A 13,663-nucleotide genomic window follows, 5' to 3' on the forward strand; every position below is an offset into this window, starting at 1 on the left:
GGGCGCTCAGGCGAACCAGCCGTGCAGCATCCAGCCGTCGAGTGTGCCGGGCGGCAGGTAGGCCCAGGCCTGCTGTCCCTCCGCCGTGCGCACGATGTAGTAATCGCGACGTGCATCGGCGCCATCCCACCAGCCGCTTTCGATGCGTTCGGGGCCGGCGAGGACGGCGACGGGATCCGGCCGCATGGGCATCGGGCGAGGCAGCAACCAGAGCGGACGGCGTCGACGTGGCAGGGAAACGACGGGGCCCGGGGTGCCATAGCGCATGGCGCGCTCGGGTCGGTGATCGGCGACCAGGGCGATCTGTCGCAACGCCGCGTCGCCCAGGCGTGCGCGCAGCCGTTCGTCCAGCGTGGGCCAGTCGAGTCCGTCACCGCGAACCGGCTCGAACAGATCGCGTAGGGGCGGCCGAAACACCGGCAGTTCGTCGGCGATGAGTTCGATCGCGCGCGCCGGTGCCGGCAGCGTCGTTCGTTCAAGGCGTGTGCGGGCCAGTTCGAAAAGGCGCTCGGCCTCGCGCTGCGGCGCCGCCATGGCGACGACGATACGGGTGCTCTGCCCATGCGCGTGTTCGAGTGTCAGGGTGAAGCGCTGCACACCGCCATCGCGTGCGGCAAGCAGGTTGGCCAGTTCGCGGGTCAGGCGCCGCAACGGGAACAGTAGGGGCTGGCTGCCGTCGAGTTCGCTGTCGAACTCGATCTTCTGCAGAAAACTCGCCGGTGGTTGCCAGGCGGGCAGGGCATGTGCCGACTGGCCACGGATGCGATCGAGCCAGGCCACGCCATCGCGGCCGATGCGTCGGGTCAGTTCGGGACGGGGCAGGCGGAAAATATCTTCCAGGCGGCGAAAACCCATGGCCTGCAGGGACTTCACCATGCTGGCGGAAAGACCGCTCTGGGTCAGTGGCAAGGCGGCGAGCATGCGCAGCACGCCTTCCCGTTCCGGCAACACCATGCCATCCGCGCTCGCGGCAAAAATCCACGATGCCGAGGCGAAAGGCGTGGCCGCCATGGTGTGCGGGTGACCTTGTTCGAGCAGCCCGCTACGCAGACGTTCGGCGAGTACCGGCCAGCCGTCGAACAGGCGCAGGCTGGCTCCGACTTCCATCAGGATCGCCTGGGGTGGCGCCAGGCTGACATGGCCGCTGAACTGGTAGCACCACGCGGCAATGCCGGCGAGCAGACGGGTTTCGGCATCGCGGTCGCGTGGACGTACATCCAGGGCCGGGCAGAGTGCTCGTGCGGCAGCGACACTCTGTCCACGGCGGACGCCGAAGACGGCGGCTTCTTCGTTGGCGGCGGCGATCAGGCGCTGACGCGCGTGGCCGTCGAGGAGAGCGGAGGGGCCTGCCTCCGGTGTCGCGGCGAAGGCGGCGGAGAACGCCAGGCCGGGAAAACGGAGACAGGCCCAAAGCATGGCTGCGTAGGAGTGGCGACGACGGAGCGTCCGTCACGACGGCGTGTGGAACGCGGCGTCATGACGGAATCCATCAGGCCCGCATGCGCAGCAGCGGAGCGGTGGTGGTCAGCAGACCGCGCGATTTGAGGACATCCACGTAAGTGGCTTCATCGCTGTTGCTGACCTTCAGGCGGAGCGCGGCCGGACTGTTCTGAGCGGCATGCGTGGCCGGGCGGAAGAGCATCGCGCAGGCGTCGCCGGTTTCGGCGGCCAGTTGCAGGCGACGCAGGCTGCGATAGTCGATGTCGGGCAACCAGCCGACCACGGCGCCACAGCAACCCGAGCGCAGGCACTGTTCCATACTCCATGCGGCCTCGGTGCTGCCCGCATGGATTTCGTGCAGGAAGCGCAGGTCGACACCGGCCGCGGCCAGCGCGGGCGCGTAAGGAAGGTAAGGCGGCGCGACGAAGATCACCCGGCGGTGCTCCTGGGTCAGCGCGGCCAGTGCAGGCATGACCAGGTCGAGTTCGCCCAGGCCGTCGTGCTCGAACAGGATTTCGCTGAGAGCGCCTTGCGGCCAGCCGCCGCCAGGCAGCTTCGCGTCGAGCGAGGTCCAGCCTGTCGACAGCGCGCGGACGCGCGGCTGGCGATCGGCGGAACGCCGCCAGATACCGGGATGGTCGAGCACCTGAGCGAGATTCGGGGAAGCGATGGCGTTCATGGTCAGGTCCTGCGGATGATGCCGACGTAACGCCCTTCGATGGCGAACGCGTGGCGACGGGGGTCGACTTCGATCGGCTCGAAGTCGGGATTTTCAGGCAGCAACAGGACACGGTTGCGGTCGTGCTTGAGGCGCTTCACGGTGACTTCGTCGTCCAGCCGGGCGACTACGATCTGACCGTCGCTGGCAACGGCCGTCTTGTGGACGGCGAGCAGGTCGCCGTCGAGGATGCCGACATCGCGCATGCTCAGGCCGACGACACGCAGCAGGTAGTCGGCGCGTGGGCGGAACAGCGCGGGATCGACTTCCAGTTGCGATTCGATGTTTTCCTCGGCGAGGATGGGCGAACCGGCGGCGACGCGGCCGATCAGCGGTAGTTCGTTGGCTGCCGGGGCTTGCAGGCTGGCGGCCAGGCCGGCAGGCAGGCGCAGGCCGCGGTGTTGCGGGGACCGCTCCAGTACACCTTTGCGTACCAGTGACTCGACGCAGGCCTGCGCCGAACTGTGGCTGGAGAAGCCCAGGGCATCGGCGATTTCGCGCAGAGTCGGCGGGAGCCCCTGCGTCTGCAGATATTCCTGCAGGAAGGAGAGGGTCTTTTGCTGACGCTCGGTAAGGGTAGGAGTCGACATGCGTACATTTGTACACATGCCGGGCGAGTGGCGCAAGGGGGAGCTTCGATTGCGAGATGTCTCAAGGGTTGCCGGCGCGCGCCCTTTTGGGCTTTTGCCTACACGAAGGCCAGGGCGAAGGCCTCTGGAGGGCGCTTCCGGAAGCGTCAACGATAGACAAGCCCCCCGGATAAGCCGCATGTGCGGCCTGCTGATTGCCATGAGCTCATCTCCCGTTTCCCAAGAGACGCCAGCTTCGCCGTCAACGGGGTGCGCACGGCTTGCTTGCTCCACGCCACTCCCGCAGGATGCCCTCATGGAACATAGACTCACCCGCCTGGAAGCGACTACCCAGCATATTCAGGATGACCTTCGCGGCTTACGTGCCGAAGTCGGTGATTTCAAGGGTGAAATGCGCGAATTCAAAGGCGAGATGCGTGAGTTCAAGGGCGAGATGCGTGAGTTCAAGAATGAAATGCGCGAGTTCAAGAATGAAATGCGCGACTTTCAGAAAGAAGCCCGATCCGAGTTCCGTGATGTCCGCCATCAGGCACGCATGGATTTCCGTCTTCTATTCGGTGCGCTGATCAGCGGCGCCCTGGCTATGGCCACCCTTATGGCCAAAGGCTTTCACTGGATCTGACCTGCTTCGCGCAAGCGAGGCGTGCATGGCATCGGCTATTGCACGTTTATGCACGTTTGCGTACATTGATGCGCATTCCTCGCCCCCGGAAGCTGCATGAATCCCGTACGCGCCACCCGTTTGATCTTTTTACTCTCCGGTATCGGCATGGCCAGCTGGGCGCCGATGGTGCCTTATGCAAAAGCGCGCCTGGCTCTGGACGACGCCACCCTGGGCCTCGTATTGCTGTGCATGGGTTTTGGCGCCGTGATAGCGATGCCTCTCGCCGGCTTCCTGAGTCATCGCTTCGGCCATCGCGACGTGATCGGTGTCAGTGGTCTGCTGGTCTGCCTGGCCTTGCCCTTGCTGACCCTGGCGCCGAGCGTGTGGTGGCTGGGCGCGGCCTTGCTGTTCTTCGGTGCCTCGATCGGCGTGGTCGACGTGGCGATGAATGCGCACGCGGTCGATGTCGAGAAGCAGCAGGGGAGGCCGATGATGTCGGGTTTCCACGGTCTGTTCAGCGTGGGCGGTCTCGCTGGCTCTGCGGGAATGGCGGCACTGCTGCATGCGGGCTCGCCGTTGACCGGCAGCGCGATCGCCGTATCGATCCTGTTGCTGGCCATCGTGACCACGCAGTGGCGTCACTTCCTCGTCCGTCACGACGATGGCTCCGGTGAGCCGCACACGCATTTCCGCCTGCCGGGTGGGGCAGTGTTCCTTCTCGGTTTCCTCTGCATGGTGGTCTTCCTCGCCGAGGGCGCCATGCTCGACTGGAGTGCCGTGTTCCTGCGTTTCTCGCGTGGCTTCGATCCGTCGGTGGCTGGCCTGGGCTACGCAGCGTTCTCGGTGGCCATGGCGGTAGGGCGCCTGCTCGGCGACCGCATCACTGCCGCACTGGGCCCGGTCAGCATCGTGCGCTTCGGCAGTCTGATCGCCGCCGTCGGCTTCTTCCTTGCCACGACGCTGCCCTGGGGGCCGGCCGCCCTGCTGGGATTTGCGCTGGTCGGCATCGGTGCCTCCAATATCGTCCCCGTGCTGTTCAGCGCCGCCGGCCGGCAAACGCGTACCTCACCGGGCATCGGCATCGCCACGGTGACCACACTCGGTTACGCGGGCATGCTCGCCGGACCAGCCGTCATCGGCTTCGTTGCCAACGCCAGCACACTGTCGATCGCCCTGGGCGGCGTCGCCAGCCTGCTCCTCGTGGTATCCCTTTGCGCGTCTATCGCGCGCCGCTGATCCAAGGAGTCTTCCATGCATTCCAAACGCAATGTGGTCATCTTCGATTTCGGTGGCGTGCTCGTCGACTGGAATCCCCGCTATCTGTACAGCAAGTTGTTTGGCGACGACGAAGCAGGCATGGAGCGTTTCCTTGCCGAGGTGACCACGCCCGAGTGGAACCTGCAGCAGGATGCTGGCCGACCCTGGGATGAAGCCGTCCGTTTGTTGGCTGCGGAACATCCCACCCAGGCCGACCTGATCGCGGCTTATCAGCACCGTTGGGAAGAAACCCTGGGAGGTCCCATCGACGACAGCCTGCACATCCTGCGCGAGCTGAAGGAAGCAGGGCATCCGCTTTACGGCCTGACCAACTGGTCGCACGAGACCTTTCCTATCGCACGCCAGCGTTATGCCTTTTTCGACTGCTTCGACGGCATCGTGGTGTCGGGCGAGGAAGGCATGATCAAGCCCAACCCGAAACTCTACGAAACCCTGCTCGAGCGCTACGACATCGACCCGACGTGCGCCATCTTCATCGACGACAACAAGGTCAACGTGGAGGCGGCGGAGGCTCTCGGTATCTACGGCATCCATTTCCATAGCCCGGCCCAGTTGCGCGCGGAACTGATCGAGCTCGGATTCCTGCCGAAATGAACGTACCGGATACCACGCTACCGCGCGAGCGGCAGCAACTGATCCTCGAGCGCCTGCAACGCGATGGCAAGGTCATCGCGGCGGATCTCGCCCTGGAGTTCCGTGTATCGGAAGATTCGATCCGTCGTGACCTGCGCGATCTCGCGGCGCAGGGCCTGTGTCGCCGTGTTTATGGCGGCGCATTGCTCGCCGTGAACATACCCCCCTTGGGCGAGCGCCACGCCGAACGCACCGAGCTGAAACGTGCGTTGGCGCGTACGGCACTTGGCCTTGTGGGCACGGGTCAGATCCTTTTCATCGATGCAGGTTCCACCAACACGGTGCTGGCGAAGATGCTGCCCGACCACAACGACCTGACCGTGGTGACCAATGCGCCCGACGTAGCGTTGGCTGTATTGGGGCGACCGGGTTTCGACGTGATCATGCTCGGCGGCAAGCTCGATCCCGCGATCGGGGGGGCGATCGGCTCGCGTACCGTGCGCCAGGCGCAGGATATTCGTGCGGACCTGTGTTTTCCGGGCGTTTGCGCGATCGATCCCCAGCGTGGGTTATGGACCTACGACGAGGAAGAGACGGTGTTCAAGCAAGCGATCATCGAGGCGAGTGGCGAGACGGTCGCCATCGCCACGCCGGACAAGCTGGTGGCATCGGCGACGCATCACACGGCGCCGATCACCGGCATTTCGCACTTGGTCGTCGCAGCGGATACGGATGCAGGCGTTGTGGCGCGCTATCGCGCCGCCGGCGTCACCGTTCACATGTAACGGTGCCGGCGATGCCGCGGCAGTGGAGAGTTTGCTGCGAGCACCCATCGCCGCTGAAGCGGCTCCCACGGATTCGCTGGGGGCCATCGCCGCTGAAGCGGCTCCCACACACAGGTTCGCTGGGGGCTATCGCCGCTGAAGCGGCTCCCACATACAGGTTCGCTGGGGGCATCGCCGCTGAAGCGGCTCCTACAGGTTCGCTGGCGTCCATGCCGATACATCGGCTCCTACCGAGCGTGGCCCGGTAGGAGTCTTGTCTCTGCCAGCCTTCTCTCAGCCGGCCTTCTCTCAGCCGGCCTTTTTCTTCGCCAGGCGTAGCCAGGTATCGACGACGGTATCCGGGTTGAGCGATACCGATTCGATGCCTTGTTCCATCAGCCACTCGGCAAGATCCGGGTGGTCGGACGGGCCCTGGCCACAGATGCCGATGTACTTGCCCTTGGCGCGGGCCGTGCTGATCGCCATCGAGAGCAGCTTCTTCACCGCGGGGTCGCGCTCGTCGAAGAGGTTGGCGACGATGCTCGAATCGCGATCCAGGCCAAGGGTGAGCTGGGTGAGGTCGTTCGAGCCGATCGAGAAGCCGTCGAAGATATCGAGGAACTCGTCGGCCATCAGGGCGTTGGAGGGAACCTCGCACATCATGATGACCTTCAGGTCGTTCTCGCCCTGAACGAGGCCGTTCTTGCGCAGTACCTCGATGACCTTGCGGCCTTCGTCCAGCGTGCGCACGAAGGGGATCATGATCCATACGTTGGTCATGCCCATCGTTTCACGCACATACTTGGCCGCCTTGCACTCGAGCGCGAAGGAATCGGCGAAGCCCGGGTCGACGTAACGGCTGGCGCCGCGGTAGCCGATCATCGGGTTCTCTTCGTGCGGCTCGTAGCGCGAACCGCCAAGGAGGCCGGCGTACTCGTTCGACTTGAAGTCGGACAGGCGCACGATCACCGGCTTGGGGTACACCGAGGCAGCGATAGTGGAAATGCCTTCGGCGAGACGGTCGACATAGAACGACACGGGGTCCTTGTAGCCCTGGATACGCGCGTCGATGCGGGCCTTGGTTTCCGGGTCCTGCTTGGCGTATTCCAGCAGCGCCTTCGGATGTACGCCGATGTGGCTGGCGATGATCATTTCCAGGCGGGCAAGGCCGATGCCGGCATTGGGCAGCATGCCGAAGTCGAATGCCCGCTCCGGGTTGGCCACGTTCATCATGATCTTGAGCGGTGCTTCGGGCATCGCGCCGAGGTCGGCCGTGATGCGGTCGAACTTGAGCAGACCCTCGTAGATCGTGCCGGTATCGCCTTCGGCGCAGGACACGGTGACTTCGGCCCCGTCCGGAATGGTCTCCAGCGCGTTACCGCAGCCGACGACCGCCGGCACCCCAAGCTCGCGGGCGATGATCGCCGCGTGGCAGGTGCGCCCGCCTCGGTTGGTGACGATCGCCGCGGCACGCTTCATCACCGGCTCCCAGTCGGGATCGGTCATGTCGGCCACGAGAACGTCGCCGGGCTGCACCTTGTTCATGTCGGCCAGCGAGCGGATCACGCGCGCCTTGCCCGAGCCGATCTTCTGGCCGATGGCGCGGCCTTCGGTGAGCACCTTGCCTTTCTCGTTGAGCTGGAAGCGCTCGAGCGTGGTCGTCGTGGCGCGCGACTTCACCGTTTCCGGGCGTGCCTGCACGATATAGAGCTTGCCGGTATGGCCGTCCTTCGCCCACTCGATGTCCATCGGGCGGCCGTAGTGCTTCTCGATGATCAACGCCTGGCGGGACAGTTCCTCGACATCGGCGTCGACGACACAGAAGCGGTGACGCAGTTCGACGGGCGTTTCCTCGATACGCACACGCTCACCGGGTTGGTCCGAATAGACCATGCGCTGCTGCTTGGCGCCGAGGCTGCGGCGAAGCACGGCCGGCTTGCCTTCGCGCAGGGTCGGCTTGAATACGTAGAACTCGTCCGGATTCACGGCGCCCTGGACCACCATTTCGCCCAGGCCGTACGAACCGGTTACGAAGACGACATCGCGGAAGCCGGATTCGGTGTCCAGGGTGAACAGCACGCCCGATGCGCCCACGTCCGAACGGACCATCAGCTGCACGCCGGCGGACAGGAAGACGTCCTCGTGCTTGAAGCCCTGGTGGACGCGATAGGCAATGGCGCGGTCGTTGTAGAGGGAGGCGAAAACCTCCTTCACCTTGTGCAACACGTCGTCGATGCCGACCACGTTGAGGAAGGTTTCCTGCTGGCCGGCAAACGAGGCGTCCGGAAGGTCTTCCGCCGTAGCGGATGAGCGCACGGCCACGGCGATATCGTCGGCGCCGGCGTCCTTGCAAAGCTTGATGTAAGCGTCGCGGATGGCCTGTTCGAGGTCGGCGGGCAGGGCGGTATCGACGATCCAGCCGCGGATCTCCTTGCCGCCGCGGACCAGTTCGTCCACATCGTCCACGTCCAGCGTGGCCAGGCGTTCCTGGATGCGCTTGGCAAGGCCGCTCTTTTCAAGATAGGTCTGGAAGGCGTCGGCCGTGGTGGCAAAGCCACCCGGAACGGACACGCCCAGTTTCGCCAGGTTGCCGATCATTTCGCCAAGGGAGGCATTCTTGCCGCCTACCTTGCCCAGATCGGTCATGCGCAGCGCGTCGAGCCAAAGTACCAGGTCGCTCAAAGGAAAGTCCTCACATCGGTTCGTCGGTGGCGGCGGGCCGCGCTAGAAAATCCGCGCATTGTCGTGTCCCTGCTATCGCGGAACAAGGCGCGATGCACAAACGTTCAGGGATCATGAGGGGTCGCTTGTTATGCCGGCGTCTTGCGCTAAGGTTTGCCCATGGACCACCCGCTGGGAAAACCCCCGATGCGCCGCACCGTCTTCTTCATTTCCGATTCCACCGGCATTACCGCCGAAACCATCGGAAACAGCATGCTGGCCCAGTTCGAAGGGGTCCAGTTCGATACCCACCGCCTGCCGTTCATCGACAACCCGCAGAAGGCCGAGGCGGCCTCCCTGCGTATCAAGACCAAGTACGCCCAGGACGGCCAACGGCCGATCGTGGTCAACACCATGACCTCCCGGGCCCTGTGCGACATCGTTGCCGGCAGCGGTGCACTGATGCTGGACGTGTTCGCGCCCTTCATCGACCCGCTCGAAGCCGAACTCGGTACGAAGCAGTCCGGCGCGGTCAATCGTTCGCACGGCCTGGTGGACTTCGAGCGCTACGAAGCTCGGATCAACGCCACCAATTACGCCCTGGCGCATGACGACGGCCTGGATGTCGATTACAACGAATCGGACCTGGTCCTGGTCGGCGTTTCGCGCTCCGGGAAGACCCCCACCTGCCTGTACATGGCCTTGCATTACGGTGTCTGTGCCGCCAACTATCCGCTCACGGACGACGACCTGGACAAGCTGGAGCTGCCAACCCGTCTCCGCCCCTATCGAAGCCGGCTGTTCGGCCTGACCATCGACCCGAACCGCCTTGCGCAGATACGCGAGCAGCGTCGCCCAGGCAGCAGATATGCGACCCTGAAGCAGTGCCGCTGGGAACTGGAGCAAGCCGACCGGCTCATGCGACGGGAGAATATCCCCGTCCTCAATACCACGCATACGTCGATCGAGGAGATTTCGAGCAAGATTTTCGAGTACCTCGGCATCGAACGTCACATGTACTAGACAGCCCTACGGAGAACCTCGCCCGACATGACCGCCGTCATCGAACGCCCATCCGCTTTCCTCCCAGGACGCTTCGGCTTCCTGATGGGGCTGTATGCGGAGAACTATCACCGGCTGGCACGGCTGTTCGCGCCGCAGCGGCTGGCGCCGGGCCGCTACATCTCCGATGTCGACGACGGCCTGAAAGTGCGCCTGGATGTGCAGGAAAAGCACCCGTACACGCTGGAACTCGAGCTTACCTACGACTTCGTCGACGAGACCACGGGGCAGCCGTCGCCGTCGGCCCAATTGCGCATGTACACCGATGCGCACGTCGCCGAGGCCATGCATTGCCATCCCGGACGCAAGCTTTGGCAGGTGCTTGGCCCTTTTCCGCCGGCCAATACGGTGCTCCAGCATCGCCTGCGCATGAACGGCTTCCTCAGTCGCTGGCTGGAATTCCTGGCCGAGCAAGGGCATTCGATCGGGACGCTCGAGCGCCTCGAAGACACCAAGCCCGATTGATCCGGGAGCCGGCCATGCCGGCAATGGTGGGGGCCGGTCATGCCGGCGATGGTGGGAGCCGGTCATGCCGGCTTCGTGTGGGAGCCGCTTCAGCGGCGATCCCGCGGCAGCGGGCCGGTTTGAGGTGGTCGCCCATTCGCCGCTGAAGCGGCTCCCACACGAAGCCGGCTCTCAGGTGACAGCGGGCTTCGGGGCCAAATTCGGGGCAAAAAAAACCCGCCAGCCGGCGGGATTCTTTTTGGAAGTAATGGCGGAGCGGACGGGACTCGAACCCGCGACCTCCGGCGTGACAGGCCAGCATTCTAACCGACTGAACTACCGCTCCACACTTACATTCCAGCTTTCCAACTTTCCAACTTCTTCGTCCTTAACACTCTCTGGCGGACCAGAAAGTGGCGTCCCCACGGGGATTCGAACCCCGGTCGCCACCGTGAAAGGGTGATGTCCTAGGCCTCTAGACGATGGGGACGTCTTAGAAGTTGGTGGAGCCAGCCGGGATCGAACCGGCGACCTCCTGCATGCCATGCAGGCGCTCTCCCAGCTGAGCTATGGCCCCCTGCTGGAAGCCGCAAAGATTACGTCCGACCCGGTAATTCGTCAAGCATTCGTTACATTTTTTTTGAAATTATTTTTGCGAATTCGAGAATGACGAACGCTGGCGCGCACTTGCGTGACGACGGTGCACGCGCATCGGCGCGCATTCCGTACGCATGTTCCTGTGCACGCGCTAACCTGTCCCTTCGCATTGGCAGGGGCACGCATGCACGGCATCGTTTTCATCCAGGATCTGGCGACGGTGATGCTCGTTGCCGGGCTGACCACCGTGATCTTCCAGCGGCTGAGGCAGCCGGTGGTGCTCGGCTACATCATCGCGGGCCTGTTGATCGGGCCGCATACGTTGCCGGTGATCTTCATCCACGACGAAGAAACGATTCGTACGCTGTCCGAACTGGGCATGATCCTGCTGCTGTTCGCGCTCGGTCTCGAGTTCAGCCTGAAGAAGCTGCGTGCCGTCGGCGGCGCGGCGCTGGTCGCCGCATTCGCCGAAATCGTGCTTATGGTGTGGATCGGCTACGAGATCGGCCGCTTCTTCGACTGGTCCGCCATGGACGCGATCTTCCTCGGCGCGATGCTGTCGATCTCCTCGACCACGATCATCATGAAAGCGCTCGAGGACCTGGGTCTCAAGCGCGAGCGTTTCGCCCAGCTCATGTTCGGCATCCTCATCGTGGAGGATCTGCTCGCCATCGTCCTGATGGCCCTGCTCACCGGCATCGCCAGCACGGGTGGCGTGGAAGCGGGCCAGGCTTTCGCGGCGATCGGCCGGCTCGGCCTGTTCATGGCCGTGTCGCTGGTGGTGGGGCTTCTGCTGGTCCCGCGGGTGGTCGACTACATCGCGCGCGTCAGCCGCAACGACGTCCTGCTGATCGCGGTACTGGGCATCTGCTTCGGTTTTTGCCTGCTGGTGACCGAGATGGGCTACAGCGTGGCGCTGGGCGCGTTCATGATCGGGGCGATCGTCGCCGAGTCGGAAAGCGTGGCGCGCATCGAACGCATCATCATGCCGGTGCGCGACATGTTCAGCGCGATCTTCTTCGTCGCCATCGGCATGCTGATCGACCCTGCGCTGCTCGTGGAGTACGCCTGGCCGATCACCATCGTGACCATCGCCGTGGTCCTGGGTAAGGTGGTCACCTGCAGTTTCGGCAGTTTCGTCGCCGGCAACGACGGCCGTACCTCGCTGCGGGTAGGCATGGGCCTGGCCCAGATCGGCGAATTTTCCTTCGTCATCGCATCGTTGGGGCTCACGCTCAAGGTGACCAGCAATTTCCTCTATCCGGTGGCGGTCGCGGTGTCGGCGATCACCACCTTTCTCACCCCATACCTGATCCGCTCCTCCGATCCGCTTGCGAGCTTCCTCGGGCGGGTCTTGCCCGCACGCGTCACCGGCGTCTTCGGCGCCTATACGGAGTGGATGGGCAGCCTGGGCCTGCAGGGGCAGGGCGCCATCGTGATGAAGATGATCCGCCGGCTGGTCTGGCATGTGCTCATCAACATGATGCTGGTGATCGCGGTATTCATCATCGTCGCATTCGCTTACCGCCGTGGCTTCCTGCATGTCGACCTGCTCAGCGACGACCCCACGGTGCGCCGCAGCCTGGCATGGTCGCTTGCCGCGTTGCTGTCCCTGCCGATGGTGGTCGCGACGTACCGGAAGGCTGGCGCACTGGGCATGTTGCTGGCCGAACTGAGCATTCCGGATCGTTTCGGCAGCCGCACGTACCGGATCCGCTCCGTGCTGGGGCGGATCATTCCGGTGGTGGCGATGCTGATCCTCGGCCTCCTGGTGGCGGCTCTGGCGTCCACCATCCTGCCCCCTCGCGAGGTCGCCGGGGTGTTGATCCTTATAGGAATCGGCCTGACTTGGCTGCTCTGGCGGGTGCTGGTTCAGGTGCATGCCCGCCTGCAGGCGGCCCTCCGGGACACCCTGGAAAAACCCGGTCCTGGCCACGACGAGTGACCGAATCGTCATCCCGGTGAAAGGCTGCTGAACTTTTGATGTGAAACCTTGTCTCTCGCCACGTCATTGCAAGCAGGGCGCGAACCACCGCACAATGGCGTTTCCGCCTCCACATGGAGGTGTACCGGCGGCGTCGCCGAATCTTTCCAAGAGAGGGAATACCGAATGAAGCAATTTTTGCGTCCCACGATGACGGCCGTCGCCCTGGCGGTTGCGCTGGGTACCGCCGCGGGCGCATCCGCCCAGGCAGCCAAGCCGGCTGCCGCTGGTGCGGGCACCGTTGACAAGCAGAAGGCCAGCTACGTCGTGGGTTGGGACCTTGCCAGCTCCCTGCCGCCGCTCGTCGCGAAGGAAGTGGACGCTGCCACGGTCGCCAAGGCCCTGCAGGCAGCCCTGTCCGGCCAGAAGCCGACCATGAGCGAAGCCGAAGCCAAGTCCGTCCGCGAAGCCTTCGTGGCCCAGCTGAAGGTCAAGGCCGAAGCCGAGTACAACAAGGTCGCGGCCCAGAACAAGCAGGAAGGCGATGCGTTCCTGGCCAAGAACAAGACCGCCCCCGGCGTGAAGGTCACGGCTTCGGGCCTGCAGTACACGGTCGTCCAGGCAGGTACCGGCGCGCGCCCGGGCCCGAACGACATGGTCTCGATCAACTACACCGGTACGTTCGTGAACGGCGAGAAGTTCGATGCCTCGGCCGATCATCAGCCGGCCGGCCCAGCCTCGATCCCGCTCCAGGCGGTCATCCCGGGCTTCCGCGAAGGCCTGCAGCTGATGCAGACCGGCGGCAAGTACAAGCTGTTCATCCCGTCGAACATCGCGTACGGCGCCAAGCCGGAAAACGGCTTCCCGCCGAACGCGACGATCATCTTCGACGTCGAGCTGCTCAAGACCGGTCCGGCTCCGGCCGGTGGTCCCGGCGGCCCGGGTGCTGCTCCGGGCGGCAAGTAAGCCCTCGCACCACCTGTAGGAAAATAGAAGGGCGCGGAGCGA

General features: G+C 64.3%; 12 protein-coding genes and 3 tRNA genes. 8 read left to right on the forward strand and 7 right to left on the reverse strand.

Annotated elements, in window-relative coordinates:
- Nucleotides 1-6: 6 nt before the first annotated feature.
- The 3 genes from VM621_RS07255 to lexA all read right to left on the reverse strand — a co-directional run bounded on the left by VM621_RS07255 (nt 7) and on the right by lexA (nt 2,748).
- Entirely contained in the window at nt 7-1,416 is a 1,410-nt protein-coding gene (locus VM621_RS07255) for a DNA polymerase Y family protein (protein WP_325468300.1), read from the reverse strand.
- Nucleotides 1,417-1,489: 73 nt separating this feature from the next.
- On the reverse strand, nt 1,490-2,119 hold the full coding sequence (gene imuA / locus VM621_RS07260; protein WP_063571834.1) for a translesion DNA synthesis-associated protein ImuA: 630 nt from the start codon (nt 2,117-2,119) through the stop codon (nt 1,490-1,492).
- Between the two features lie 2 nt (nt 2,120-2,121).
- Entirely contained in the window at nt 2,122-2,748 is a 627-nt protein-coding gene (gene lexA, locus VM621_RS07265) for a transcriptional repressor LexA (RefSeq protein ID WP_325468301.1), read from the reverse strand.
- 295 nt (nt 2,749-3,043) lie between these two features.
- On the opposite strand from lexA, the gene VM621_RS07270 reads away from it, so the two are divergent.
- The 4 genes from VM621_RS07270 (at nt 3,044) to VM621_RS07285 (ending at nt 5,988) form a co-directional block, all read left to right on the forward strand.
- Nucleotides 3,044-3,370 carry a hypothetical protein gene (locus VM621_RS07270; RefSeq protein ID WP_325468302.1) on the forward strand — a complete coding sequence of 109 codons (327 nt, stop codon included), beginning with the start codon at nt 3,044-3,046 and terminating at the stop codon, nt 3,368-3,370.
- A 96-nt stretch (nt 3,371-3,466) separates the two neighbouring features.
- On the forward strand, nt 3,467-4,588 hold the full coding sequence (locus VM621_RS07275) for an MFS transporter (RefSeq protein ID WP_325468303.1): 1,122 nt from the start codon (nt 3,467-3,469) through the stop codon (nt 4,586-4,588).
- Between the two features lie 15 nt (nt 4,589-4,603).
- Complete coding sequence (locus tag VM621_RS07280) at nt 4,604-5,224, forward strand: HAD family phosphatase (RefSeq protein ID WP_325468304.1); 621 nt, start codon at nt 4,604-4,606, stop codon at nt 5,222-5,224.
- Complete coding sequence (locus VM621_RS07285; RefSeq protein WP_325468305.1) at nt 5,221-5,988, forward strand: DeoR/GlpR family DNA-binding transcription regulator; 768 nt, start codon at nt 5,221-5,223, stop codon at nt 5,986-5,988. Before VM621_RS07280 ends, VM621_RS07285 begins: the two co-directional genes overlap by 4 nt.
- 288 nt (nt 5,989-6,276) lie before the next feature.
- Here VM621_RS07285 and ppsA read toward each other — a convergent pair whose 3' ends face one another.
- Nucleotides 6,277-8,649 carry a phosphoenolpyruvate synthase gene (gene ppsA, locus VM621_RS07290; protein ID WP_325468306.1) on the reverse strand — a complete coding sequence of 791 codons (2,373 nt, stop codon included), beginning with the start codon at nt 8,647-8,649 and terminating at the stop codon, nt 6,277-6,279.
- Between the two features lie 186 nt (nt 8,650-8,835).
- Here ppsA and ppsR point away from each other — a divergent pair, with 186 nt between their 5' ends.
- Nucleotides 8,836-9,651, forward strand: a complete 816-nt coding sequence (gene ppsR / locus VM621_RS07295; RefSeq protein ID WP_046966780.1) for a posphoenolpyruvate synthetase regulatory kinase/phosphorylase PpsR — start codon at nt 8,836-8,838, stop codon at nt 9,649-9,651.
- Between the two features lie 27 nt (nt 9,652-9,678).
- Nucleotides 9,679-10,155 (forward strand): DUF1249 domain-containing protein, encoded by a 477-nt coding sequence (locus VM621_RS07300; protein WP_325468307.1) that lies wholly within the window; start codon nt 9,679-9,681, stop codon nt 10,153-10,155.
- 248 nt (nt 10,156-10,403) lie between these two features.
- Here the strand turns inward: VM621_RS07300 and VM621_RS07305 are convergent.
- The 3 genes from VM621_RS07305 to VM621_RS07315 form a co-directional block, all read right to left on the reverse strand.
- Nucleotides 10,404-10,480, reverse strand: a tRNA-Asp gene (locus tag VM621_RS07305).
- Nucleotides 10,481-10,548: 68 nt separating this feature from the next.
- Nucleotides 10,549-10,624 (reverse strand) — tRNA-Glu (locus tag VM621_RS07310).
- 11 nt (nt 10,625-10,635) lie between these two features.
- Nucleotides 10,636-10,711: transfer RNA gene (locus VM621_RS07315), tRNA-Ala, on the reverse strand.
- 204 nt (nt 10,712-10,915) lie between these two features.
- Here VM621_RS07315 and VM621_RS07320 point away from each other — a divergent pair.
- Nucleotides 10,916-12,676: a cation:proton antiporter gene (locus VM621_RS07320; RefSeq protein WP_325468308.1), complete on the forward strand. Its 1,761-nt coding sequence runs from the start codon at nt 10,916-10,918 to the stop codon at nt 12,674-12,676.
- Nucleotides 12,677-12,841: 165 nt separating this feature from the next.
- Nucleotides 12,842-13,621 (forward strand): FKBP-type peptidyl-prolyl cis-trans isomerase, encoded by a 780-nt coding sequence (locus VM621_RS07325; protein WP_325468309.1) that lies wholly within the window; start codon nt 12,842-12,844, stop codon nt 13,619-13,621.
- The last annotated feature ends 42 nt before the right edge of the window (nt 13,622-13,663 follow it).

The organism is Luteibacter sp. (genome assembly GCF_035539195.1).
Lineage (GTDB): Bacteria > Pseudomonadota > Gammaproteobacteria > Xanthomonadales > Rhodanobacteraceae > Luteibacter.

Excerpts from the sequence above, each read along its gene's own strand:
- VM621_RS07255 (WP_325468300.1), bottom strand. The coding sequence starts at position 1,416 with ATGCTTTGGGCCTGTCTCCGTTTTCCCGGCCTGGCGTTCTCCGCCGCC.
- imuA (WP_063571834.1), bottom strand. The coding sequence starts at position 2,119 with ATGAACGCCATCGCTTCCCCGAATCTCGCTCAGGTGCTCGACCATCCC.
- lexA (WP_325468301.1), bottom strand. The coding sequence starts at position 2,748 with ATGTCGACTCCTACCCTTACCGAGCGTCAGCAAAAGACCCTCTCCTTC.
- VM621_RS07270 (WP_325468302.1), top strand. The coding sequence starts at position 3,044 with ATGGAACATAGACTCACCCGCCTGGAAGCGACTACCCAGCATATTCAG.
- VM621_RS07275 (WP_325468303.1), top strand. The coding sequence starts at position 3,467 with ATGAATCCCGTACGCGCCACCCGTTTGATCTTTTTACTCTCCGGTATC.
- VM621_RS07280 (WP_325468304.1), top strand. The coding sequence starts at position 4,604 with ATGCATTCCAAACGCAATGTGGTCATCTTCGATTTCGGTGGCGTGCTC.
- VM621_RS07285 (WP_325468305.1), top strand. The coding sequence starts at position 5,221 with ATGAACGTACCGGATACCACGCTACCGCGCGAGCGGCAGCAACTGATC.
- ppsR (WP_046966780.1), top strand. The coding sequence starts at position 8,836 with ATGCGCCGCACCGTCTTCTTCATTTCCGATTCCACCGGCATTACCGCC.
- VM621_RS07300 (WP_325468307.1), top strand. The coding sequence starts at position 9,679 with ATGACCGCCGTCATCGAACGCCCATCCGCTTTCCTCCCAGGACGCTTC.
- VM621_RS07320 (WP_325468308.1), top strand. The coding sequence starts at position 10,916 with ATGCACGGCATCGTTTTCATCCAGGATCTGGCGACGGTGATGCTCGTT.
- VM621_RS07325 (WP_325468309.1), top strand. The coding sequence starts at position 12,842 with ATGAAGCAATTTTTGCGTCCCACGATGACGGCCGTCGCCCTGGCGGTT.